The sequence below is a fragment of the Collimonas sp. genome, from assembly GCF_035566375.1.
GTDB lineage: Bacteria > Pseudomonadota > Gammaproteobacteria > Burkholderiales > Burkholderiaceae_D > Collimonas.
On record NZ_DATMRK010000030.1, the window covers coordinates 115,266 to 137,660 of the forward strand.

Sequence of the window (22,395 nt, forward strand, 5' to 3'; positions counted from 1 at the left end):
AGGATCGCTACATTTATTTAAACAGCAAACGGATCGAATCCCACGCGCGGCCGAAGATGGTGGCCTGGTTCACGTCTTCCAGCGCCACCACCGGGAATTCGGCGATGGTCTTGCCGTCGGCGTTTACCTTGACTGTGCCGACCTTGGCGTTTTGCTTGATCGGTGCGATCAGCGGGTCAGTGCGTTCCAGCACCGGCTTGATCTTGTCGGCGATACCCTTTGGCACGGTTACGTAGACATCATGCGTGAAGCCGATCTTGATCTGGCTCTTGGCGCCTTTCCAGACTTGCGGCGTATCGATTGCCTGGCCCTTGGCGTACAGCTTGACGGCGTCGAAGTTCTGGAAACCCCAGTTCAACAGTTTTTGCGCTTCCTGGGTACGGGTGCCGTCGGAGTTGGTGCCGATTACCACGGCCAGCAAACGACGATCGCCGCCGGCGTTCGGACGTTTGGCGCTGGCGATGATGGAGTAGCCGGCGCTGCTGGTGTGGCCGGTCTTCATGCCGTCGACGGTCGGATCCAGCCACAGCAGGCGGTTGCGGTTAGGCTGGGTGATTTTGTTGTAAGTGTATTTCTTGGTCGAATCGATTTTGTAGAACTCGGGGAAATCGACGATCACGTGGGCTGCCAGCGTCGCCAGATCGCGCGCGGTGGAGTAAGTGTCGGCGCTTGGCAGGCCATGCGGATTGCCGAAGTGGGTCGATTTCATGCCCATCCGTTCAGCTTCGTGGTTCATCAGCGCGACGAAGGAATCTTCGGTGCCGGCCACTGCTTCTGCCAAGGCTACCGCAGCGTCGTTGCCCGATACCACCATCAAGCCGTACAGCAGGTCATTGATCGATACCGGCGTGGCTGGATCGATGAACATTTTCGAGCTGCTTGGATCGACCTTCCAGGCGCGCACCGAGACGTTGACCATCTGGTCCAGGCTGATCTTCTTGTCCTTGAGCGCATCGAAAACCACGTAGGCAGTCATGATCTTGGCCAGCGAGGCCGGCTCGATGCGCATGTCTGGATCTTGCGACGCGACTACCTGGTTGCTGGTGGTATCCAGTAATAGCCATGATTTGGCGGCCACTGTCGGCGCCGGTAATGTCTGGGCAAAGGCTACGGATATGGAGAGGACAGTTGCAGCGAGCGCCGCGAGTATTTTTTTCATGGAGTATCGAGTAATGAAATCAGTAGCAATAAACCAGCGCCATTGTGAACAATGAGCAACTTTATTTGCGTAAGGGGTTGAAAAATGCGTAAGCGGAGGCGGCAAACAAACAACCGCATACAACCATGCTGACAGAATTATAGCCTCACCGCCTGCCCGGCCGGCTCAATCGCTATGCAAAGGTGCTTGCACAGCGATTGAACCGAGGCCTTTCCGCGGCCTTTCAGCGATGCCACATTTCGACCATGAGATTCTTGATATGTTGCAGCCGGCGATGAAAAAAATGATCGGCGCCGGGAATCACGATTACCGGGATGTCTTGCGGGCGCGCCCATTCGAACACGGCTGTAAGCGGAATCGTCTCGTCCAGTTCGCCGTGAATCAGGATGCTGTTGGCCGGCACGGTTGGCATCGGCCATTTGCCGGCGGCGGTGCCGACTAGCACCAGCCGTTCGGCCGCTGTCCCAGTCTCAGTCAGGCGCTGCTGTAATTGCGCTTGCACGAAAGTGCCGAATGAGAATCCGCTCAGCGCCAGCGGCAGATCGGGATATTGCTGGCGCATGTGAGCCAGCAGCAGCGCCATGTCATCGGTCTCGCCGCGGCCCTCGTCGTGGACGCCGTCGGATTTGCCGACACCGCGGAAATTCATGCGTGCCGTTGCATAACCCAGCGCCAGGAAACCGCGCGTCAGCGTATGCACCACCTTGTTGTCCATGGTGCCGCCGAACAGCGGATGCGGATGGGCCACCAGCGCCAAACCGCGCGGTGCGGCAAATGTTTGCGGATCAGGCAGGTCTAGTGCACATTCGAGCTGGCCGGCAGCGCCAGTGATGAAGAAGGGAAGCGTTTGGGCGTTCATTGACTTAATTCGGGGTGATGAAGAGAAGACGGAAAGCGTTTTTGCCAGTGGGTCTGTTTAGATTTTCAAGCGTTCGACAATTTTTCCGCCGACGATATGGACATCGATGATTTCGTCGATATCTTGGGTGTCGACGTAGGTGTACCAGACGCCTTCCGGATAAATCACCAGCGCCGGCCCCTGTTCGCAGCGTTCCATACAGCCCGCCTTGTTGATCCGCACCTTGCCTTCACCGGCCAGGCCGAGTTGCTTGACGCGGCGCTTGGCGTGTTCTTGCGCGGCTTGCGCACCGGCATTGGCGCAGCAGACGCGTTCGCCCGGCTCGCGTTGGTTCAGGCAAAAGAATACATGGTGTTCGTAATACGGTTTGTCGCTCATTGCAATATTCTTGGAAGGTTGGGTATAGCAGGGATCATACACCGCCGGCATCTTCATTTCAGGAGGCGGCCTGGCTCTATCCTATCTCGATTCGCGCAACTGCAGCTTGCGGCGCCGCATGTGCATCGGGTGAAACAGGAACCAGAGCGTGCAAAACGGCCACAGCAAGGCCAGGAACTGGGCGACGCCGTTAAAGTTCAGGAATTTCCCCTGTGACCAGGTTTGCAAGGTTTCGGTGTAATAGGGATTGTCCGGCATGATATTCACCAGCAATAAAGCCATGATCAAGGTCAGCCCGGCCAGGCGGCGTTGCGCCAGCTGCGGCGCGTAAGCCAGGCCGCCCAGCATCAGGCCGCCGATCAGCAAACCGCCGAACGAACCCGGGGTCAGCCAGACCAATGCATTGTCCGGCGCGAACAGCAGCGCTGTCGCCAGCGTCTTGGTCATCAGCGTGACAAACACCAGCAGCAAGGTCAGCGGCAGTTTCGGTGCTTGCTGGCGCAGCACGATCAGGAAGGTCAGGGCGGCGCCGGTCAGGCCGCAAGCGGTGATGATGGTTTCGGTCAGCCAGTATTGGTCGGCGCTGAATTGAATATCGTTGGTCAGCCAGCCTTGCAGATCGACGGGCTGTTCCAGCAGGTCGGACAGCCAGGTGGAGAGCATGGAGGTGAACTGGCCGAAGCCGAACAGATGGCTGAGCGGATAAATCTGCGCCAGCGGCCATAGCGCCACTACCACCATGCCTTGGCTGGCTTCACGATTGAACCAGCGGTCGCGCAGTTGCAGCAGGCGGTTGTCGGGGCCAAAGCGCGGCCGCAGGATGGCGCCCAGCACCGCGCCGAGCAGGGCGCCGACGCTATTGGTCATCAGATCCAGGTTGGAGGCAACGCGAGTGGGTAAAAAGGTTTGCACCGCTTCCATGCAGCCGGAGATCAGGATCCCGGCCAGGGTCGCCAGCAGTACCGCCCAATACGGCGACCAGCGGCGCCAGCGCTGCAGCGGTAGCGACAGCACCATCAGCATGCCTAGCGGCAGGTAGCCGGCGACATTGGTCCAGACATCGAACACGGTCCAGTAATGCGGCAATGGCGCGCGCAGATAGGCAAACGCTGTCAGGCCGAGATCGCGCCAGCCGGCAAACGGATACCAGCTGGCGTAGACGATCAGCAGCAGATAAATCAGCAGGCTGACGCGGGCAAATGATGGCGCGGCAGCGGAAGTTGCGCTGGTCTTTTGTTCGGTCATTATTTTTTCGGCGCTACCGTCGCCAGCCAGCTCATCAGATCATCGATCACGCCATCGTTGGCGGCCACAAAAGCACTGGCGGCGCCGGCGGCGTCGGCACTGGGGGCCGTGGCCTGGCGGCTGAAATTCTTTTGCGCCAGCAGCACCCTGCCATTGAACAGCGAAGCGCGCACTTGCAGCGTGGCCACGCTGTGCGACGGCGTATCGAAGGTTTGCGTGAAGTCATCCAGATCGATCCGCAGCAAGGGAATGTTGAGCGCTGCATCGGACATCGCCAGCACCGTGCCGCCAGCCTGGGCCAGGCGTGATTTCAGGCGTTGCTGGAACAGCTGCGCCGGCGGCATGGTCCAGCGGCTGCTGGCGTAAGGGCGCGGTTGCAGCTGGTTGGCGTAGGCCAGGCGGAAGAACATCATGTTGTTGTCGAGCCAGGCGGGTGCATTGACATCGGCCAGGCTGATGGCTGGCAAGATCGTTGCGGCCGTGGTGGCGACAGGGGTGGCAATTGCAGCAGCCGGCAGCAGACCCAGATCGTATTGGGTGGGCGCGTCGATCTTGCTGGCGCAGCCGGCGACCAGTGCTATTGCGGCTAAAGACGGCAGGATTCTTGGCATGGTCATGGCTTAACCTTAGTTATTTTTAATCAGTTGCGGACAGAGTAATCTTAGCTTGGCGGCACTTAAACTCTGCCCCCGATTTGTTATCTGGCGGGAGCGACAAATCCAGCTTCCCCCGGGCCCGGAGGCAGGCTTGTACCTCCAAACAAAATGCTTTGCGGCTGCTGCTTGAATTGGTCCAGGGTCTGGTTCAGGGTGCGCATCGACGAACGCGCTTCCGTGGCCAGGGTGTTGAAACGCGGCAGTGCATCGTATTCAACGCCGTTGGCGGCCGAACCGATATTTTGCACCGCTCCCGCCAGATTAGCGACGGCTCCGTCCGGTCCTTGCAGGCTGGCGGTCAGGGTATTCAGGTTTTTGCTGAGCACGCTCATGTTGTTGGAGAGCGTCGTGACCGAGGTCAGCGCCTGGTTCAGTTCACTGGTCAGGGCAGGCAACTGGCGCAAGGTCGGCTGCAACTGCTCCGGAATGGGTCGGTATTTGTCGGCGGTCTGGCTGACGTCGCTGAACGCTTTGAGCATGGTTTTCTGATTCTCCGGGTCCAGCAAGCCGTTGAGTTTGTCCACCATCTCGCTGGCCCGCGCCAGGATCGCCGCGCCCTTGGTCTGCAGATTATCGAACAGGCTGGGGCGCAATTCTATGCGCGCCAGATGCTGTTTGCTGCTGTCGAGTTTGAGCGGCTTGCTGCCATCGTCGTCCAGCTGGATATAGGCAATCCCGGTCACGCCCTGATAACCCAGTGTGGCAAAGGTGGATTGGGTCATTGGCGTATCCGGATTGATCTTGATCCTGATCAGGATCTGCCCCGGCGCTTTGGGATCGAAGCTGATGGTATCGACTTTGCCTGCATCCAGGCCGCGGTAGCGGACATCGGCTTGCGGGTTGAGCCCCGGCACCGAGAGTTTGGTGGCGATCTCGTAAGGAATCCGTTCCACCCGGTCGCTGTTGAACCACATGACGCCGAGCAGCGCCGCAATCAGCAAGGCTACCGTGAACAGCCCGGCGATCAGGGCGTGCGCTTTATTTTCCATAAAACTTCCTATCTACGCTTTCCTGCAACCGCTGATTTGCATGCTATCCGCAAGTGTCATGCTCAAAACGATTGGCAGTGAGAAAAAATGATTCAATAAACGGATGGCGCACCTGCATCACGCGCTCCGGTGTGTCGTAGGCGATCACATGTTTGTCCGCCAGCACCGCAATCCTGGTCGACAACGCCAGCAGCGGCTCCAGATCGTGGGTGATCATCACCACGGTCAGGCGCATGTCCTGGTGCAGCGAGCGGATCAGTTCGATAAAGGCGGCCGACGATGCCGGATCGAGCCCGGCTGTCGGTTCATCCAGAAACAGCAATTCCGGTTCCAGCGCCAGCGCCCGTGCCAGCGCCACCCGCTTGACCATGCCGCCCGACAGATCGGACGGCATTTTCAGCGCATGTTCAGGGCCGATGCCGGCCATCTGCAGCTTGAGCAAGGCCGCATCCCTGATCAGCCGGTCCGGCAAGGCGCGCAACTCGCGCATCGGCAACGCCACATTGTCTAGCACCGTCAATGCCGAAAACAAGGCGCCCTGCTGAAACAACATGCCCCAGCGATTTTGCAGCGCGTACATTTGCTCGACATCGGCCTGATTGATGTCGGTGCCGAACACCATTACGCGGCCCGTGGTCGGCCGGTTCAAGCCCAATATCTGCCGCACCAGGGTCGTCTTGCCGGAGCCGGAGCCGCCCACCAGGCCGACGATCTCGCCGGCGTCTATGCGCAGATCCAGATCCTGATGGATCACCGCCTGGCCGAACTGGGTCCAGAGCTTATCGATTTCGATGATCGGCGTCGGTTCAGCCATCAGAATCCCACGCCGCTGAAAATAATCGCAAATATGGCGTCGGCGACGATGACGATGGTGATGGCGCTGACTACCGAAGTGGTGGTGCCATGTCCCAGGCTTTCGGTATTCGGTTCGATGCGCAGGCCGAAGTAACAGGCCACCATCGCAATCAAGCCGCCGAACACCGCGCCTTTGCCGAGACCGATCAGATAATTGGGCAACGGTACCGCGTTTGGCAACTGCTGCAGGAAATAGGTCGGCGACAGACCCAGCTGCAATTGCGCTGCCACCATCCCGCCCAGGAGCGCGATCGCATCGGTCCAGATCACCAGCAAGGGCATCGCCACCAGCAACGCCAGCACGCGCGGCAAGATCAGCCGGAAGCCGTGCGGCAAGCCCATCACCAGCATCGCATCGAGTTCTTCGGTGACCCGCATCACGCCCAGTTGCGCGGTGATCGCCGAACCGGAGCGGCCGGCCACCAGGATCGCCGCCAGCAACGGCCCCAGTTCGCGGATGATGCTCATGCCGAGAATATTCACCAGGTAGACATCGCCGCCAAAGGTATGCAATTGCTGTGCCGACAAAAACGACAGCACCACGCCGATCAGGAAACCGACCAGCGCAGTAATCCCCAGGGCCTGGTAGCCGACATGGTAGATATTGGCGGAAATCTCTTTCCACGGCGCCCGCTGCGGTACTTGCAGCATGCGCAGGAAATCCAGCACCAGTTGTCCCAGCAGGGTGATGAAGCCGGATATATGCGCCAGGATGTCGACGCCGACGTCGAAGATCACATTCAACAGGCGGCGGCGCGGCGGTTTGGGCGGCAGCGCCAGGGCGCCGGCGCTGGCCAGGCGCTGGAAGAAATCGCGGTGTTGCGGCGCCAGGGTTAATTGTTTGGGCCGGGTTTTACCCCATGCATTCCATAAGAATTGGGCGCCGATATGATCCAGCCTGCCGATACCGGATAAATCCCAGCGCAGCGTATCGGCTTGCCTGGCCAGGACTCTCAATTTGGCTTGCAGCGCCTTGATCACTCCCGGCTGCGTCAAGGCATGTACCTGCCAGTCGCCGTGCGCGGCAACCAGGCTGCCATCTTTGAAATCGAGAACGGGAGGTGTGGAATCTGGGTTCGGCATCGCATCAGTTTAAGGGAGAATCGCTGTTAGCACTATTGCAGTAATGATAAAACCAGGCCGCGACAGGCGATCGGATCAGCGCATTGGCAGGAATCGGCGCGAATTGGCACGAATTGGCAATTAGCAGCGAAATATGCCATAGGGTGGTCAAACTAGCTGTTTTTTATTGTGTTTTCTCGCGTGATCGCATGCATAGCCAGCCGCATTTCGCTCGCATTTCGCCCGCATTTCTCCATAACTCCCGCTACAATGCGCGGCATGACTGCACAATCCACTGCACCCCCTGTTGCCCCAATTTCGCCCGCGAGCGCTTTGTCCGCCGCCCGTATCGCCGCATTTGCCGGCCATCACGCCGAGCAATGCCAGATCGAAGTAGTGGCCGAGACCGGTTCCACCAACGCCGATCTGCTGGCGCGCGTCGCTAGCGGCGATCAGCCGGGCACGGCCGGCGCGCGTGCGCTGAGCGCCCCGACCTTGCTGGTGGCGCAGACGCAAACCGCTGGCCGTGGCCGCGCCGGTCGTGCCTGGCTGACGGCGCCGGCGGCAGCGCTGACGTTTTCGCTGGCCTGGCCGTTTGCCGCACCGTTGCAGGCGCTGGTCGGTTTACCGCTGGCGGTAGGCGTGACGATTGCCGAGACCCTGGCCGATTTTGGCGTTGAGGTCCAGTTGAAATGGCCGAACGATGTCTTGCAGAGCGGCCGCAAACTGGCCGGCGTCCTGATCGAAACCGCGACCGCACCGGAGCAGCAAGGCCAGCAGGTTTGGGCGGTGATCGGCATCGGCATCAATCTCGCCATGCCGGAACAATTGCAAGAACAGATCGGCCGCCGTACCGCCAATCTGCCGGCATCGGCGGCGCGGGATCGCGAACTGTTGCTTGGCGCATTATTGAGCGGGCTTGCGCAAAGCATGCGGCAATTCGAAAGCCAGGGACTGGCGGCTTTTGTCGAGCGCTGGAACCGCTTGCATGCGTTTGCCGGCCAGCAGGTGCTGATCCTGGACCAGGGCAAGACACTGCACGAAGGCCGGGCGCTGGGCATCGACCGGATCGGACGCTTGTTGTTGCAGACGGACGGCGGCAGCAGCCCGATTGCCATCATGGCCGGCGATATTTCATTGCGCCCGAAGGAGGGCTGATCCATGGCTATGTTGTTGATCGATGTCGGCAATACCCGCATCAAATGGGCAGTCGCGGAACTATCGGAGCCTGGCAGTTTGCCGGGCCAATGGCTGGAAAGCGGCTCGGCTGCGCTCAGCGAACTGGTGCGGCTGAGCGAACGCTGGCGCAAGCTGGCGGTGATGCGCATACTGGTTTCAAATGTTGCTGGCGAGCATACACGGGGGCGTTTGCAGACGCTGCTGGAGACGGTTTTCGGCGCTGACATGCCGCCACACTGGTTTGTCTCGCCGCCGCAATTGGGCGACCTGCGCAACGCCTATCGCGATCCGGCGCAACTGGGTTGCGATCGGTTTGCGGCGGCGCTGGGGGCGCAACGCTTGTTTCCGCAACAGGCCTTGATTGTCGCTACTTGCGGCACGGCTACCACGATCGACGCCGTCAGCGCAGACGGCGTATTCACTGGCGGCATGATCCTGCCGGGCCTGGGCTTGATGGCAACTTCGCTGGCGCGCAGCACCGCGCAATTGCCGCACATTACGGATCACGTGCAAGTCAGTACGCTGTTTGCCGACAATACCGATGACGCTATCGTCAGCGGCTGCATCAACGCTCAGGTCGGCGCCATCGAACGCGCGGTTGCGCTGCATCAGCAGCAATCCGGCGACAAGCGCATACGCTGTATCGTGGCAGGCGGCTCGGCGGCGTTGATTGCGCCGTATCTGTCCATAGCGCATGAAACCGTTGATAATCTGGTATTGATCGGTCTACAAACTGCCGCAGTGACACTCTAAAACTATGTTGAAACTCATTTTCTGGCTGCTGTTATTGGCGAACGCCGCTTTGTTCGCCATGCAAAAAGGTTATCTCGGCGCGCTCTACAGCGACGGCCGGGAGCCGACCCGCATCAGCAAGCAGTTGCAGGCGGATAAAATCAAGATGACGCCAGCCGACGCTGCTCCTGCTGCTGCGGTGGCCAGCGCAGCCAGTACGGCGCCAGCACCGACAGCCGCCGAACTGGCGCCAGTGGCCTGTACTGAAGTCGGCAACTTCAATGCAGCCGAAGCACGGCGTTTTTCGAGCCAGCTGGCGGAACGCACGCCCGCCGTCAAATTTGTCCGCCGTGAAATCCAGGAAGTGGCCAGCCATATGGTGTACCTGCCATCGCTGGGCAGCAAGGAAGCGGCGGATAAAAAGGCTGACGAGGTGCGCCGGCTCGGGATCAGCGACTTTTTTGTGATCCAGGATTCGAGCGCGCTGCGCTATGGCATTTCCTTGGGTATTTTCAAGACCGACGAAGCGGCGCAGAAGCAAGTGGCCAACCTGGCCAAGCGTGGCCTGAGCGGCGCCAAGGTCGGCACGCGCAGCGTCAGTTCCAGCAAAGTGGCGTTCCAGCTGCGTGATTTGGGCGGCGATGCAAAGCTTGCCTTCGACAAGATCAAGGCCGATTTTCCTGGCCAGGAAGTGCGCAGCTGTCCCTAATCGTTGTTTTTAAAGCGACGGTTTCTGCTGCTCGGCGGCGCTGGCTGGTTCCTGTTGCAGCAAGCGTTGCAGGCAAGCCGGGCAGTAGCACTGCGCTGCCGCTGCCAAGTCAGCCCCGGCCAGCGGCGGCAACAGGCTGCACCAGCAGGGCTGATCGGCATGCTGGCCGGCGCCGCAAAAAAACTGCTGTTGGCAGACGGGGCATTGCGCCATGATGCTTTTCCTTTGCGTGGTTTGCGTGGTATTGCGTAGTGGCCAGGGACGCCAGCGATCCTGATGTCGATCGCCGATCAAGGCAAATTCTCGGGCGCGCAAAACGACGCACTTGCGCGCACTTGCAACGTCATGATAACGATCCTGGCGGCCTGTGCAACCAGCGCCACACTTGCGGCGCTTGTCACAGCTTGTCACACCTAAGCAAGCGCATTTCCATGTAAAATCGCGCTGATCCATCGCGCAGCGATTTTTAACTCCCCCGAGTTGCAGTCTTTGCACCCCTTTTACTTTCTTCCGACAAACTGTCTGAGGTCGACGGGTCGTTAGCCGCCGGTATTGGACCGGGCCGCGACCACCCCGCACCCCAAGCTTTTCGGAACTCTCTTGTAGGACTGTTCATGGCCGATTTGACCAACAATCTTGCCAACGTTGCACCAGGAATCAAAGCAGAAATTCTGGCCGAGGCGTTACCGTACATCCGTCAATTCCACGGTAAAACCATTGTCGTCAAATACGGCGGCAATGCAATGACCGAAGAGCGCCTGAAGCATGGCTTCGCGCGCGACGTGATTTTGCTGAAACTGGTCGGCATGAATCCGGTGGTGGTGCACGGCGGCGGCCCGCAAATCGACAACGCTTTGAAGAAAATCGGCAAGCAGGGCACTTTCGTGCAAGGCATGCGTATCACCGACGAAGAAACCATGGAAGTGGTGGAGTGGGTACTGGGTGGTGAAGTGCAGCAGGATATCGTGATGCTGATCAACCATTACGGCGGCCAGGCGGTTGGCTTGACCGGCAAGGACGGCGGCTTGATACGCGCCCGTAAATACCGCATGCCGGACCGCGAAAAGCCGGGCGAATTCCTCGACATCGGGTTTGTCGGCGAAATCGAAGCCATCAATCCGGCAGTGGTCAAGGCCTTGCAGGATGACGCTTTCATTCCGATCATTTCGCCTATCGGCTTTGGCGCCGACGGCCAGGCTTACAACATCAATGCCGACGTCGTGGCAGGCAAGATCGCTGAGATCCTGCATGCGGAAAAACTGATTATGATGACCAATATTGCTGGCGTGCAAGACAAGCAAGGCAATCTGGTCACTGATCTGTCGGCACGTGAAATCGATGAAATGTTCAAGGATGGCACCATCTCCGGCGGCATGCTGCCGAAGATTTCATCGGCGCTGGATGCGGCCAAGTCGGGCGTCAACACGGTTCATATCATCGATGGCCGGATTGAGCACTCGCTGCTGCTGGAAGTGTTGACCGAACAGGCGTTCGGCACCATGATCCGCTCGCACTAAGGTCGCGCGAGAGCCGAGGACAGAAAAAGCAGACAAGCGCAAGGCTTAGGCCTTGCGCTTTTTTTTTAATTGTTCATATTTTAGGCAGGGACTAACAAGGCCAGGTGCTCCGGCTCCAGATAGCACCACTCCCCCAGTTCCAGTTCCAGCGCGTCCAGCGTCAGGCCGCCGATGGCGGTACGGCGCAAGGCGGTGCAATGGTTGCCGGCGGCGACCAGCATGCGCTTGACCTGGTGGTATTTGCCCTGTTCCAGCACGATCTCGATTTCATGCGAGCCCAGCATGCGGCAGCTGACGGCAGCCAGGGTTTGCGGCTCATCATGCAATTTGACGCCAGCCAGCAGGCTTTGCACCAGTTCCTCGGTCACCGGTTCATGGGTGGTGGCAACGTACAGCTTCGGCACATGGCGCTTGGGCGAAGACTGGGCGTGGATAAAGCTGCCGTCGTCCGACATCAGCAGCAAGCCGGTGGTGTCGTGATCGAGCCGCCCGACCGGCTGCACATCGCGCCAGCTGAATTGCTCCGGCAGGATGCTTAGCACGCCGGGGTGATGGCTGGGTTTGCGCGAGCATTCGATATCGGCTGGTTTGTTGAGGACGATGTAGACGTGTTCGCGATAGGTCCACTCTTCTTCGAACAGAGTGAACACCAGGCCGTTGGTGTCGGGCGTGGATTTATAGTCGGTAACGGCGGCGCCGTTGATGACGACTTCACCGTCTTCAATTAACTCACGGCAATATTTTCGGCTGCCGAAGCCCTGCGATTGCAGGATTCGGTCTAAGGTCAGTTTAGGCATGGCGGGAATGTAGCAGAACGGGGTGAGGACGGGAAGAGGGCGGCAGTTTGCTGACTGTGATTAATGGCGCGTGACAATCGGCCTTAGCTTATTTGTCCGTTGGCGGCCACTGCTGAGCCGTGTGTTTTACACGTAAGATTTCGATCTGCGCGGCGAGTGCGCGATAAATCACCACATAATTCGTATGGACGACTAATTCTCTGGTGCCGCGCTTGCGGCCAGCGCGCCCAATTTCCGGATGCGTTGCAAGCGGCGTTAGCTTGTCTTCGATGAGGTCAACCATTTTTTCTGCGTTCACAGGACTGTCTTTGGCGATCTCCTGGCCGATTTTGATCAAGTCGTTGATGGCCTGTTTCTTCCAGTGTATGGCGTACACGTGCCGCCTTTAGGCGGGCTTGATCGCAGCACGAATCTGGCGCATGGCTTCATCGTGCTGGACCGTTGGGCTAGTGTCGTCAATGGCTTGCTGTATTTCGGTTTTTAGCCACTTTGTATAAGCGGCAGCTGCATGTGCGTCTTTCATCGCAGCAGCCCGATCGGGCCGTTTGCGTGCCGCCGCAGTATTGGGGTCATAGTTGACAGCGTCTACGTCGAAATATGGGATGCCAATTCCTTTCAGGTAGTCAACCAGCGTTTCCAGCTTGCGAAAGATGCGCACCTGGTGGCTGCGCTGGGCGGCCAGTGCGCGCTCAGTATTGCCGTATTTGACTAGAATCCCCCAGCCGCCTTGCTGTCCAATAACGTGTGCGCTGTGCACGACACCTGCCGCGGCTAGCGTAGTCAAAGTGGTGTGATCGATGGTTTGAGTTGTCATGTCCTTACCCCGCAATTTTTAGATAACTATCTATTAAATTATCCGCAATTTATAGAAGTTTGCAAGTTTGGTTGATGACGATGTAAAAATAACAAGGACGTTTATGGCTGGGCTTCAGAATTCTATTTTATCTTTTTGATAAGGAGGCAAAAGGTCTGTTTTTGACAGTAATTTCCTAAATTATGTGCGGCAGGCGGCAATCTGAATCCAGATCGCCGCCTGCTCATCATTTACGCCAGTTGCTTGGCGGCGTTCAACTTGGCATAGGCAGCCAATCGCAGTCTTCCAGGTTCAGGCCAGGCCCAGTTCATTCAATGTCTCCAGCAAATCGCTGCGTTCTTCATTGCCAGAGTTGCAATCGACCAGGGTAGTGGCGTCGACCCTGCCTTCCGGGTTGTAGAATTTTTGCAGCTCCGGCGTCACCGCTTGCAGCCATCCCGCACCGGAATTACTTCATTACTTCTGCACCGTTGCATGGCGTCATTAGCCCTTTACCACAGCGTGCCGGAAGCACTCGACGCAATGATCGTTGACCATGCCGATCGCCTGCATATAGGCGTAAATGATGGTGGAGCCGACAAATTTGAAGCCGCGCTTGGACAGATCCTTGGAAATGCGGTCGGACAAGGGTGTCTTGGCAGGATTGCCGCCCAGTAATGTCCATTGATTCTGGATCGGCGCGCCATCGACATAAGCCCACAAAAACGGCGCCAGGCCGCCGGTTTCGGTATGCAGGCGCAGATAGGCTTGGGCGTTGCTGATGGTGGCGGCGATCTTCAGGCGATTGCGGACGATGCCGGCGTCGGCCAGCAGCGCAGCCACCTTGTCCTGATCGTAGCGTGCGATTTTTTTTGCGTCCCAGTTGTCAAAGGCAAGCCGGTAGTTATCACGCTTGTTGAGAATGGTTTCCCAACTCAGGCCGGCTTGCGCGCCTTCCAGATTCAGCATTTCGAACAGCCGCACCTCATCGTGGCAGGGCTGGCCCCACTCCTCGTCGTGATAGGCCAGATAGCGCGGATTGGCGGGATTGGCCCAGGCGCAGCGGGTAACGATGGTGGTCATGGTCGGTGCAGGGGAGGAACTTTGCCGGTTCCTCGGAGTTGAGTTAGGCACATGCTACCGCATCACGTCGAAATCATCTGGCCGGTCATGGCAAATAGGCGGGATGCGCTGATCACGCTGGATGCGCTGGAAGCGGAAAAAAGCCCATTCGTCTGTTTTCCGCATACTTTTTTTGCATACCCTGCCACCTTGCGCTGTGCCAGAATTGGACTCTCTACTTTTTCAGGAATCCGATCATGCAAGACCCGCTGGTCTATCTCAATGGCAGCATGACGCCGCTGTCCGAAGCGCGTATCCCGGTGCTGGATCGCGGCTTTATTTTCGGCGATGGCGTGTATGAGGTGATTCCTATCTACGGCCGCAAATTATTCCGCGCCGAGCATCATCTGGCGCGCCTGTTTCGCAGCCTGGCAAAAATCAGTATTCCAAATCCGCATGACAAAGAGCAGTGGATGGCGCTGATCCAGGGCGTGATCGACGCTCATCCGGCGGACGACCAGATGGTCTACATCCATGTCACCCGCGGCGTCGCCAAGCGCGGCCACGCTTTCCCGAAAGAGCCGCTGACGCCGACCGTGTTCATCATGACCAATCCGCTGGTATTGCCGAGCGCTGCCTTGCGCGCCAGCGGCGTGCCTTGCGTGTCGATGGAAGACCAGCGCTGGCTGCATTGCGAAATCAAGTCGATTTCCTTGCTGGGCAACGTGCTGGCGGCGCAGAACGCGGCGGAGCACGGGGTGGTCGAGGCGATCCAGTTTCGCGATGGCTGGCTGACCGAAGCATCGTCATCCAATGTCTGGATCGTCAAGCACGGCAAGCTGATGGCGCCGCCCAAGGATAATTTGATCCTGGAAGGGATTCGTTACCGTCTGATCGAGGAATTGTGCGCCGCCGGCGGGATTCCGTTTGAAGCGCGCCGGATTGCTCGGGAAGAAGTGTTCGCAGCCGATGAAGTGCTGCTGTCGTCGGCCACCAAGGAAGTATTACCGGTGGTTTCGATTGACGGCAAGACTATTGGAAACGGTGAACCTGGCCCCATATACAAACAGTTATACGAGGCTTATCAGCAAGCCAAGGCTGCTGCCTGAAAGGGACCGCTTTCTTACAGATAGTCGGACGGATGGTTGCAGGGCGGGAATTTCCGCCCTGTTTTCATTTGAACAAGCGATTCTTGCAGAATGGCGTGCCGCTGATGAGCAGGTGTAGCGTTCACGGAGTAAACTACCTGCCTGTAACATCACTAAAGAGTAAAAGACCATGACCGACCTGACCAAGCCAATCGATCCAGCCGACAGCCTGATCGAATATCCAAGCGTGTTCCCCATCAAGATCATGGGGCCGACGCACGATGCTTTCGCAGAGACCATCATTGGTGTGGTGGTGCAGCATGATCCTACTTTTCATATCGACAAGCTGGAAGTGCGGCCGTCGTCCAAGGGCAATTACACCGGCCTGACGGCCAATGTGTATGCCGTCAACCGCGAGCAGCTCGATAACCTGTACCGGGCTCTGTCATCGCATCCGATGGTGAAGATGGTCCTGTAAATCCAAGGCGAATCATGGCTCGGGTGCGCCGGGCCATTCGCTTTGCGCCTTGAAATTTCTGATCTCTTCCAGCAGCCAGCGATGAAAAGCCTGTACCTGCGGCTTGCTCATCGCTTCCTTGGTGCAGGCGAAATAATAGGATAGCGGACAGCGCGCAACAACATCGAACAAACGCACCAACTCCCCCGAAGCAATTTCCTGCAGCGCAATCGCATGCCGGGTCAATGCAATTCCCAGTCCATCTGAAGCCGAACGCAGCAGCATCGACGCATCCTCGATCAGCAAGCCGCCAGTCGGCTCCACCAGATCGACGCCGGCAGCCTCGAACCACGGCAACCATGACGATTCGGTATCCATCCGCAACAGGCTGCACTGTTCCAGTTCTTGCGGCGATTTCGGCAGGTTGCCGCCACGGTAGTTCGGGCTGGCCACCGGATAATAAAAATCATCCATCAATTTTTCCACCACCAGGCCCGGATAGTGGCCCAGGCCGTAGCGCAGGCCGACATCGATAGGTTCGCGCTCGAGGTCGTTGAGGTGATTGCTCGATTGCAGCACGACCTCGGTATCGGGATGCAGGTCGATGAATTTCCATAACCGCGGCGCCAGCCAGCGCGCGGCGAACGACGGCAGCGCGGAAATCGTCAGCCGCTTCTGTTTGGCGTCCATTTTCAAGGCCTCGGCCGCAAACGCGATTTCATTCAGGGATTTGCGGATGACGGCGGCAAAGCGCTGCCCCTGTTCGGTGATGGTGATGCGCTTGCCGTGGCGGCTGAACAACATGATGCCCAGTTCCTGTTCCAAAGCCCGAATCTGATGGCTGATCGCCCCCGGCGTCACATAGATTTCTTCGGCGGCGCGCGAAAAACTGTCATTGCGGGCCGCGGCTTCGAAGGCGCGCAGGGCGGAGAGATTGGGCAGTTTCCGGAGGTCGGCCATGTTATATGAGGAAAATTAGCAAGGGGAAGGAAAATTACTCGTTTTGTTACTGCCAGTCAGTTGACTAGAATGACTCCGTAGAAGCAAGGAATGCCTATATCAGGCGGTCAGCAGGAGATATAGCGTTCACCAACGGCAAATATACCAGCAGTTCCAAGGAGTGACATCATGAGAAAATTATTAGCTAACGAATCGTTGAGCATCGGCGCCGGCCAAGCCACGTCGGTCATTGCACCGGTAGCGCAAACCCTGCAAATCGTGCAGGGCCGGGTGTGGGTGACGGTGGCCGGGCAGGGCGACGACTACTGGTTGTCCGCGGGGCAATTCCTCAACGTTGCAGCCGACAGCCATATCGTCATCGAAGCCGTCAAAAGCAACAGCGTGGTGCAAATTCAACAGCAATCAACGCGTCTGCCGGTTGTGAGCGCACGCGCTGGTTTCGGCAAGCCGCTGAACGGCAATCCCGTGGCTTGCTGACTTGTTGAGAAGGCAATCCCATGAAGCCTTGTTGAAGGCTTGACGGCGCACCGGCGGCACACGCCGGCCGCCGATTTTCGGTACACTTGCGGAATGTCCAGCGCGCCGCAATTCATTTCTCCAGATCTTCCGCCCAGCCTCCAGATTATCCAGCGCGGCGTCGAACCCTACCAAGTCAGTTTTGACGCGATGCGCGCGTTTACCGATTCCCGTTGCAGCGATACGCCAGACCAGCTTTGGATAGTCGAGCACCCGCCGGTGTTTACACTTGGCCTGGGGGCCGATCCTGGCCACGTGCTGGCGCCCCATGCAATTCCTGTGATACAGACCGATCGCGGCGGTGAGGTGACTTATCACGGACCAGGCCAGGTGGTGATTTACCTGCTGCTGGATTTGCGCCGCCGCGGTCCCGGCGCTCGTCTGTTCGTGCGCGAATTCGTGCACAGCATCGAGCAGGCGGTGATAGACACGCTGGCAGCGTATAATCTGGCCGGTGAACGCAAGGCCGGCGCGCCTGGGATTTATGTTGCAGACGGCGCCTGGCAGGGTGCGAAAATCGCCGCTCTTGGCTTGAAAGTAAGGGCCAGCGGTTGCACTTACCACGGTGTGTCGCTCAATGTCGGCATGGATCTGGAGCCTTTTTCCTGGATCAATCCATGCGGCTACGAAGGCCTGGCTACCGTCGATATGAAAACATTAGGCGTTGACATCGCTCTCTCTGAGATGCAGTTAGCGCTTGCTCACAAACTGATAGACCGTTTTAACTGAATCTCCTTTCGAGACTCCAGCAAGGAAATGCCTAGACCATGACCACAGAAACCACGCCGTCGTTGCCTGCCGAAACCAGCGTTGCCAGCGCTAGTTACAATCCGTCCGAAAAGCAAAAAGGCGCCAGCAAGACCGCGCGCATTCCAATCAAGATCATCCCGATTGAGCGCCTGCAAAAGCCGGACTGGATCAGGGTCAAGGCAGCCTCGCCATCGTCGCGGTTTTACGAAATCAAAGACATCTTGCGCGCCAATAGCCTGGTCACCGTGTGTGAAGAAGCCAGCTGCCCGAATATCGGCGAATGTTTCGGCAAGGGCACGGCAACCTTCATGATCATGGGCGACAAATGCACCCGCCGCTGCCCGTTCTGCGATGTCGGCCACGGCCGCCCCGATCCGCTGGATGTCAACGAACCGGAAAACCTGGCCAAGACCATCGCCGCGCTGAAATTGAATTATGTCGTCATCACCAGCGTCGACCGCGACGATTTGCGCGACGGCGGCGCCGGCCATTTCGCCGAATGCATACGCCACGTGCGCGCGCTGTCGCCGAATACCCGCATCGAAATCCTGGTGCCGGACTTCCGCGGCCGCATGGACCGTGCACTGGAAATCCTCAACCTGGCGCCGCCCGATGTGATGAACCACAACCTGGAAACCGCGCCGCGCTTGTACAAGGAAGCGCGTCCCGGCTCCGACTACGAATATTCGCTGAACCTGCTGAAACGCTTCAAGGCGCTGCATCCGAACACGCCGACCAAATCCGGCATCATGGTCGGCCTCGGCGAAACCGATGAAGAAGTATTGCAAGTCATGCGCGACATGCGCGCCCATGATGTCGACATGCTGACCATCGGCCAGTACCTGATGCCGAGCGGAAATCACCTGCCGGTAAGGCGTTATGTGCATCCTGACGTGTTCAAGATGTATGAGGAAGAAGCCTACAAGATGGGCTTCGCGCACGCTGCGGTGGGAGCTATGGTGCGCAGTTCTTATCACGCAGACCAGCAAGCGCATGATGCCGGCATGGTTGTGAAAAATCAGTAGTTAATGAGACAAATTAGAAGTTAGCGAGACAAATTCAGAAGTTGATGAGACAACATATGCTGCTTAAATGGTATTTGGTCATAAAAAATCATTCATAAACAAAGAGTTACCTTCTATCTCGGCTCTTACCAAGGGCAATAACTCTTGGCGAATAGATTGGTTCGGAGATTTGGCTTTCCCGAACCGTCTATTCCGCCGGACTCAGCCATCGCTGCTCGTGCACCTCTCCAAGGTTCTCGATAGCAGTTTTCATTACGATCCTTCCGTTCAACTCTCCCCTGACTCGACCACTCCTGCTCGGTTTCAACGCAAGGTATGGGTTTCGGCCGGTACTTTGCCGCTACTGCGCATCGGTGACATTTGGCGTGACGGAAAACTAGAAGCCAGCCCCGACTACCAGCTTGAACGCTTCGTCGACCTGCAGATTGATGACAGCACAGTTCATCTGGTCAAGGCGGGCCTGAACCTGGACGACAAGGGTTTCCTGTTGCCGCTGTCGGAACATCCATGGCATTTGAACTGCACGCATTCCTATTGCGTGATGGTGGAGCTGCCAGATGGCCGTCAGCTGATCATTCCTTGCGTCGAGCTGATTCGATTCTATTTTGGATCGTCGAGCGGGCTAATCACCAAGCTGTTTCTGCCACCCCTACAGCGTAAAACTCTCTATGGCAGTCCCCAATTCGATCCGACCACCAAGCGCCTTGTCCTAGAGCTGGCCGAAAAAATATCTGGCGCATCAGCGGCGGATATAGGGCGGCTGCATTTGGATCCCATCGCCTGGCGTGCTGCCATGCATATTGGTACGTCGGCATTGAAAGCATCGGTCGCCCGGCAGACTATCTATCCGCAAGGTTTCTTTCCATTCGAAGGCACGACTACCTTGGCGGCCGCAGGGAAATGGTTGAGTTTGGGCGATCGAGCGGAGGCAACATTTCTCGTGTATAGCCTTCGTTCGTGCTCTCATCCGTTCCCCTTTCGCTCATTGCGCTACAAAGTACAAAATGTGTTTTCTCGTGCGAACAGCAAGTCTCCTCGCCAGAGCCTCATCCAGGGTTCTGTCAGCGATGCACCTCAGCAAGTAATTGTAGAGCGGGACGCATCAAATAGCCTGGCGCCGAAGACGATTCAGGTACGTCTAGAGCCACGCTTTCCGGATTTGCAGAAAAAGCCGGTCTGGAAAGACAAAGTGCTGGCGACCACCGACGGCGTTGGGCGCACAGGTGGTCGTGTGGGTCAAGCTGTCGAGTCGGCTGCTGTGGGCGAGCCTGGTTCTGAGCAACGAATCCGTCCAGTGAATTTGGACGTGTTGCTCAATACTGATCCAGCGAAACGCGACAGCATCCCTCAATTTTTATGCGATGCGGTCGAAGCGCTTTCAGTATTGGACGGTCTGGATATCGATCTCCTTACTGATAGCGATGAGGACGGGTGGACGGTGCCGATTACTGCGTTATCAGATGAAGATGGCGAGATCGACTTACGGCTTTCTGTCAGCAGCGATGGGGGAGTCCCACGACTGCGTCGGGCATCGGCATTTGGAGTGAGGCGCGGCCAAGTCCACGTGAGCGTCGTATTTATTGAGTCATCTCCTCTTTATATCAAGGTGTACGCAACAAATGGCAAGAATCTTGATGAAGTCTGGGAGACTCTACACAAGGCCGGTGTGCATTATCTTCATCTACCGAACGAGGAAAATCTTAACATCGGCAATTGCACCAGCCTGTTACGGGAAGTGTTGGGCTGATCTGTACAATTCCCATTGCCGTGCGCATCGGCATCGCCACTTGCCGGGAATCGTCGCCAAATATGCGAAAGTCGGTCCAGAGCTTCGCGCCTAAGAAACGGGCCTGTCCAATAACATGCTCACAGGACTCTGATTTAGCGATTGCGTTGATGCAAAGTAGTCACTTCAATGCATTAACCTAAAATAAGACGCGTTCTGCGGATACTTAGCCACTCCTCGGAATAATTATCCTTGAGGGTAGCTGCTAGTTTGCCTTTAAGGTGTGCATTTAATATTTCCAGCGACACTAGACGATCCAGCCATGCCCGGCTATGTGCATGTCGAACTGCTGCCATGTCAGGGCTATTCAATAGCCATATTTCGGCAACAGGAATTGTGCCAGCATAAACGAGCAGGTCTCTTTCTCCATCATCCAAAAGTACTTGAGGAAATGCCTGATGAAATTTTGCGCGCATTTCATCTGTAACCGTCGCGACATGTTTCATTGATGCGCGAAGTTTTGCCTCATCAATATGTGTCCCAGATGGCCTATTTTGCGCGCCAGTTTGCGTCTCCTCGATTACCTTCTGGACTGTCTCAAGAGCAAAATAATTAGCAATAGTATTCCAGCAACCTGTGCGATGGGCTTCAATAATTACATTGGTATCTACAAGTACTCGCTGCTTAGGGAAAAATGTCATATTTTCCCTATAAATCAAATGGAGTGGAAAGCCCATGCTCAGCAAATAAATCTTTAAGATCATCAACTGAGATTGCTAAGAGCTGCGCGACACGACGTGCGGAAACATGGCCTTCATCGATACCCCAAGATATTGCGGAAACAAAGCGTTTGCTATACCTGGCAGGTAGATGATTATTGGTTTCCTCAGTACTTGATCTTAGAACTTCATCTGGCAAAGAATCTAGTTGCGATAGCTTAATCACTCCCATATTTAACAATCGCCACTTTAAAGCGGGGCCACTCACACCAAGTTTTGTTGCGGACGATCGTATCCATCCAGCTAGAGCAAGTCCTTGTGGAGGTGAGCTATTTGCAACTAGTGTTTTAATTGTTCGCGTAGGCATTAATAGCCCTGCAGCGAAATTGTCTGCTAACTGCTCTACACGTTTCTCATCTTTTTCTGCCGGTAAGGAATTAGATTCGATACGCTTTGGCGGCATTGTTTGCCAGGTTAGAAGGTGAAATAGTTCGTGAGCCAAATCGTACGATCTGCGTGCGAGAGGTTCTCGGCGATTAATTAGAATCGCGTTTAGCTGATCGAGCTGGCATGCAGCGCCGGAGACACCTCGCACGGTATCGATGTACAAAACTAAGGTGTCTAGCCGATCTTGAACAGCTTCACCTAAACGCGCTGATGGTATATCGCCAAGATCCAATGTGGCACCAATAGCTTCTCCTTCCGCAGCCGCATCCTCAAACGTGGACTTGGTAGTCAATGCGACTCGGCGCAGCGAGGAGTGTATCGAGTCCCCTCGAAGTTTACCCAGGTGACGAAACGCGGCTATCCAACGACCAGCCTGATGCTCGAATTCATCTAGAGCTTCCGGGTCTGCATTTGTTTGGCGCCATGAAAATTTCCCTTCACCGGCCAGTTCAAAAGGATCAGTAAAGAAGTCGATACCGACACCAAAAATTTCCGCCGCGCGCACCATCTCTTCAAAACCCAGCTTACGCTCGCCCAACTCAATTTGAGACAAGGTCTGACGGTCCTTGAATCCGAGAGCTGTTGCAAGCTCCCCTTGAGTCATTTTTTTACGCTCGCGTAACGCGTGTAGCCGAAAGCGAATTGCCGTCGCGTCCATGGTTTCCCCCTAGGTTAACGGGATAGATTACATTGCTTATGAATAATATGCAAGAAA

The 22,395-nt window shown here is 56.9% G+C and carries 27 protein-coding genes; 10 read left to right on the forward strand and 17 right to left on the reverse strand.

Annotated features, from left to right (window positions below; genetic code table 11):
* Positions 1–13 precede the first annotated feature (13 nt).
* From VNZ60_RS09765 to VNZ60_RS09800, 8 genes are all read right to left on the reverse strand, one after another.
* A complete protein-coding gene (locus tag VNZ60_RS09765) occupies positions 14–1,159 on the reverse strand; it encodes a D-alanyl-D-alanine carboxypeptidase family protein (RefSeq protein WP_325658543.1) in 1,146 nt (381 codons plus the stop codon).
* A 223-nt stretch (positions 1,160–1,382) separates the two neighbouring features.
* The gene (locus tag VNZ60_RS09770; RefSeq protein WP_325658545.1) at positions 1,383–2,018 is read right to left on the reverse strand and encodes an alpha/beta hydrolase; all 636 of its coding nucleotides are present in this window, start codon (positions 2,016–2,018) and stop codon (positions 1,383–1,385) included.
* Between the two features lie 57 nt (positions 2,019–2,075).
* Complete coding sequence (locus VNZ60_RS09775) at positions 2,076–2,396, reverse strand: (2Fe-2S) ferredoxin domain-containing protein (protein WP_211461559.1); 321 nt, start codon at positions 2,394–2,396, stop codon at positions 2,076–2,078.
* 81 nt (positions 2,397–2,477) lie between these two features.
* Positions 2,478–3,641, reverse strand: coding sequence for a VanZ family protein (locus VNZ60_RS09780; RefSeq protein WP_325658549.1), 1,164 nt, complete (start codon positions 3,639–3,641; stop codon positions 2,478–2,480).
* Positions 3,641–4,258 carry an ABC-type transport auxiliary lipoprotein family protein gene (locus tag VNZ60_RS09785; RefSeq protein WP_325658551.1) on the reverse strand — a complete coding sequence of 206 codons (618 nt, stop codon included), beginning with the start codon at positions 4,256–4,258 and terminating at the stop codon, positions 3,641–3,643. Before VNZ60_RS09785 ends, VNZ60_RS09780 begins: the two co-directional genes overlap by 1 nt.
* An 80-nt stretch (positions 4,259–4,338) precedes the next feature.
* Positions 4,339–5,286, reverse strand: a complete 948-nt coding sequence (locus tag VNZ60_RS09790; protein WP_325658553.1) for an MlaD family protein — start codon at positions 5,284–5,286, stop codon at positions 4,339–4,341.
* Between the two features lie 43 nt (positions 5,287–5,329).
* Positions 5,330–6,100, reverse strand: coding sequence for an ABC transporter ATP-binding protein (locus tag VNZ60_RS09795; RefSeq protein ID WP_325658555.1), 771 nt, complete (start codon positions 6,098–6,100; stop codon positions 5,330–5,332).
* Positions 6,100–7,224: an MlaE family ABC transporter permease gene (locus tag VNZ60_RS09800; protein ID WP_325658557.1), complete on the reverse strand. Its 1,125-nt coding sequence runs from the start codon at positions 7,222–7,224 to the stop codon at positions 6,100–6,102. Before VNZ60_RS09800 ends, VNZ60_RS09795 begins: the two co-directional genes overlap by 1 nt.
* Before the next feature lie 258 nt (positions 7,225–7,482).
* Between VNZ60_RS09800 and VNZ60_RS09805 the strand changes: the two genes are divergently transcribed.
* The 3 genes from VNZ60_RS09805 to VNZ60_RS09815 are packed head-to-tail and all read left to right on the forward strand — an operon-like array spanning position 7,483 to position 9,823.
* Positions 7,483–8,361 (forward strand): biotin--[acetyl-CoA-carboxylase] ligase, encoded by an 879-nt coding sequence (locus VNZ60_RS09805; protein WP_325658559.1) that lies wholly within the window; start codon positions 7,483–7,485, stop codon positions 8,359–8,361.
* A 3-nt stretch (positions 8,362–8,364) separates the two neighbouring features.
* Positions 8,365–9,135 (forward strand): type III pantothenate kinase, encoded by a 771-nt coding sequence (locus tag VNZ60_RS09810; protein WP_325658561.1) that lies wholly within the window; start codon positions 8,365–8,367, stop codon positions 9,133–9,135.
* A 4-nt stretch (positions 9,136–9,139) separates the two neighbouring features.
* Positions 9,140–9,823 (forward strand): SPOR domain-containing protein, encoded by a 684-nt coding sequence (locus VNZ60_RS09815; protein WP_325658563.1) that lies wholly within the window; start codon positions 9,140–9,142, stop codon positions 9,821–9,823.
* A 9-nt stretch (positions 9,824–9,832) separates the two neighbouring features.
* Here VNZ60_RS09815 and VNZ60_RS09820 read toward each other — a convergent pair whose 3' ends face one another.
* Entirely contained in the window at positions 9,833–10,036 is a 204-nt protein-coding gene (locus VNZ60_RS09820; protein ID WP_325658565.1) for a cysteine-rich CWC family protein, read from the reverse strand.
* A 401-nt stretch (positions 10,037–10,437) separates the two neighbouring features.
* Between VNZ60_RS09820 and argB the strand changes: the two genes are divergently transcribed.
* Complete coding sequence (gene argB, locus VNZ60_RS09825) at positions 10,438–11,340, forward strand: acetylglutamate kinase (protein WP_325658567.1); 903 nt, start codon at positions 10,438–10,440, stop codon at positions 11,338–11,340.
* Positions 11,341–11,420: 80 nt separating this feature from the next.
* Here the strand turns inward: argB and VNZ60_RS09830 are convergent, their stop codons facing one another.
* From VNZ60_RS09830 to VNZ60_RS09850, 5 genes are all read right to left on the reverse strand, one after another.
* Entirely contained in the window at positions 11,421–12,137 is a 717-nt protein-coding gene (locus VNZ60_RS09830) for a pseudouridine synthase (protein ID WP_325658569.1), read from the reverse strand.
* Between the two features lie 88 nt (positions 12,138–12,225).
* Positions 12,226–12,513, reverse strand: coding sequence for a type II toxin-antitoxin system RelE/ParE family toxin (locus VNZ60_RS09835; protein ID WP_325658571.1), 288 nt, complete (start codon positions 12,511–12,513; stop codon positions 12,226–12,228).
* A gap of 9 nt (positions 12,514–12,522) precedes the next feature.
* On the reverse strand, positions 12,523–12,951 hold the full coding sequence (locus VNZ60_RS09840) for a hypothetical protein (RefSeq protein WP_325658573.1): 429 nt from the start codon (positions 12,949–12,951) through the stop codon (positions 12,523–12,525).
* 291 nt (positions 12,952–13,242) lie between these two features.
* Positions 13,243–13,374 carry a hypothetical protein gene (locus tag VNZ60_RS09845; RefSeq protein WP_325658575.1) on the reverse strand — a complete coding sequence of 44 codons (132 nt, stop codon included), beginning with the start codon at positions 13,372–13,374 and terminating at the stop codon, positions 13,243–13,245.
* A gap of 60 nt (positions 13,375–13,434) precedes the next feature.
* Positions 13,435–14,013 carry a DNA-3-methyladenine glycosylase I gene (locus VNZ60_RS09850; protein ID WP_325658577.1) on the reverse strand — a complete coding sequence of 193 codons (579 nt, stop codon included), beginning with the start codon at positions 14,011–14,013 and terminating at the stop codon, positions 13,435–13,437.
* Positions 14,014–14,249: 236 nt separating this feature from the next.
* On the opposite strand from VNZ60_RS09850, the gene VNZ60_RS09855 reads away from it, so the two are divergent.
* Together VNZ60_RS09855 and VNZ60_RS09860 are read left to right on the forward strand one after the other, a co-directional pair.
* The gene (locus VNZ60_RS09855) at positions 14,250–15,101 is read left to right on the forward strand and encodes a D-amino acid aminotransferase (RefSeq protein ID WP_325658578.1); all 852 of its coding nucleotides are present in this window, start codon (positions 14,250–14,252) and stop codon (positions 15,099–15,101) included.
* A gap of 169 nt (positions 15,102–15,270) precedes the next feature.
* Entirely contained in the window at positions 15,271–15,558 is a 288-nt protein-coding gene (locus VNZ60_RS09860; protein WP_092395541.1) for a DUF493 family protein, read from the forward strand.
* 12 nt (positions 15,559–15,570) lie between these two features.
* Here VNZ60_RS09860 and gcvA read toward each other — a convergent pair whose 3' ends face one another.
* Positions 15,571–16,497, reverse strand: a complete 927-nt coding sequence (gene gcvA / locus VNZ60_RS09865) for a transcriptional regulator GcvA (RefSeq protein WP_325658582.1) — start codon at positions 16,495–16,497, stop codon at positions 15,571–15,573.
* Between the two features lie 168 nt (positions 16,498–16,665).
* Between gcvA and VNZ60_RS09870 the strand changes: the two genes are divergently transcribed.
* The 4 genes from VNZ60_RS09870 to VNZ60_RS09885 all read left to right on the forward strand — a co-directional run bounded on the left by VNZ60_RS09870 (position 16,666) and on the right by VNZ60_RS09885 (position 20,535).
* Positions 16,666–16,974: a DUF2917 domain-containing protein gene (locus tag VNZ60_RS09870; protein ID WP_325658584.1), complete on the forward strand. Its 309-nt coding sequence runs from the start codon at positions 16,666–16,668 to the stop codon at positions 16,972–16,974.
* Between the two features lie 93 nt (positions 16,975–17,067).
* Positions 17,068–17,742 (forward strand): lipoyl(octanoyl) transferase LipB, encoded by a 675-nt coding sequence (lipB, locus tag VNZ60_RS09875; RefSeq protein ID WP_325658585.1) that lies wholly within the window; start codon positions 17,068–17,070, stop codon positions 17,740–17,742.
* Between the two features lie 38 nt (positions 17,743–17,780).
* Positions 17,781–18,788, forward strand: coding sequence for a lipoyl synthase (lipA, locus tag VNZ60_RS09880; RefSeq protein WP_325658586.1), 1,008 nt, complete (start codon positions 17,781–17,783; stop codon positions 18,786–18,788).
* Positions 18,789–18,855: 67 nt separating this feature from the next.
* Positions 18,856–20,535, forward strand: coding sequence for a hypothetical protein (locus VNZ60_RS09885; RefSeq protein ID WP_325658588.1), 1,680 nt, complete (start codon positions 18,856–18,858; stop codon positions 20,533–20,535).
* 173 nt (positions 20,536–20,708) lie between these two features.
* Here the strand turns inward: VNZ60_RS09885 and VNZ60_RS09890 are convergent, their stop codons facing one another.
* Positions 20,709–21,278 (reverse strand): hypothetical protein, encoded by a 570-nt coding sequence (locus VNZ60_RS09890; RefSeq protein WP_325658721.1) that lies wholly within the window; start codon positions 21,276–21,278, stop codon positions 20,709–20,711.
* Positions 21,223–22,338, reverse strand: coding sequence for an XRE family transcriptional regulator (locus tag VNZ60_RS09895; RefSeq protein ID WP_082793206.1), 1,116 nt, complete (start codon positions 22,336–22,338; stop codon positions 21,223–21,225). Before VNZ60_RS09895 ends, VNZ60_RS09890 begins: the two co-directional genes overlap by 56 nt.
* Positions 22,339–22,395: the final 57 nt, after the last annotated feature.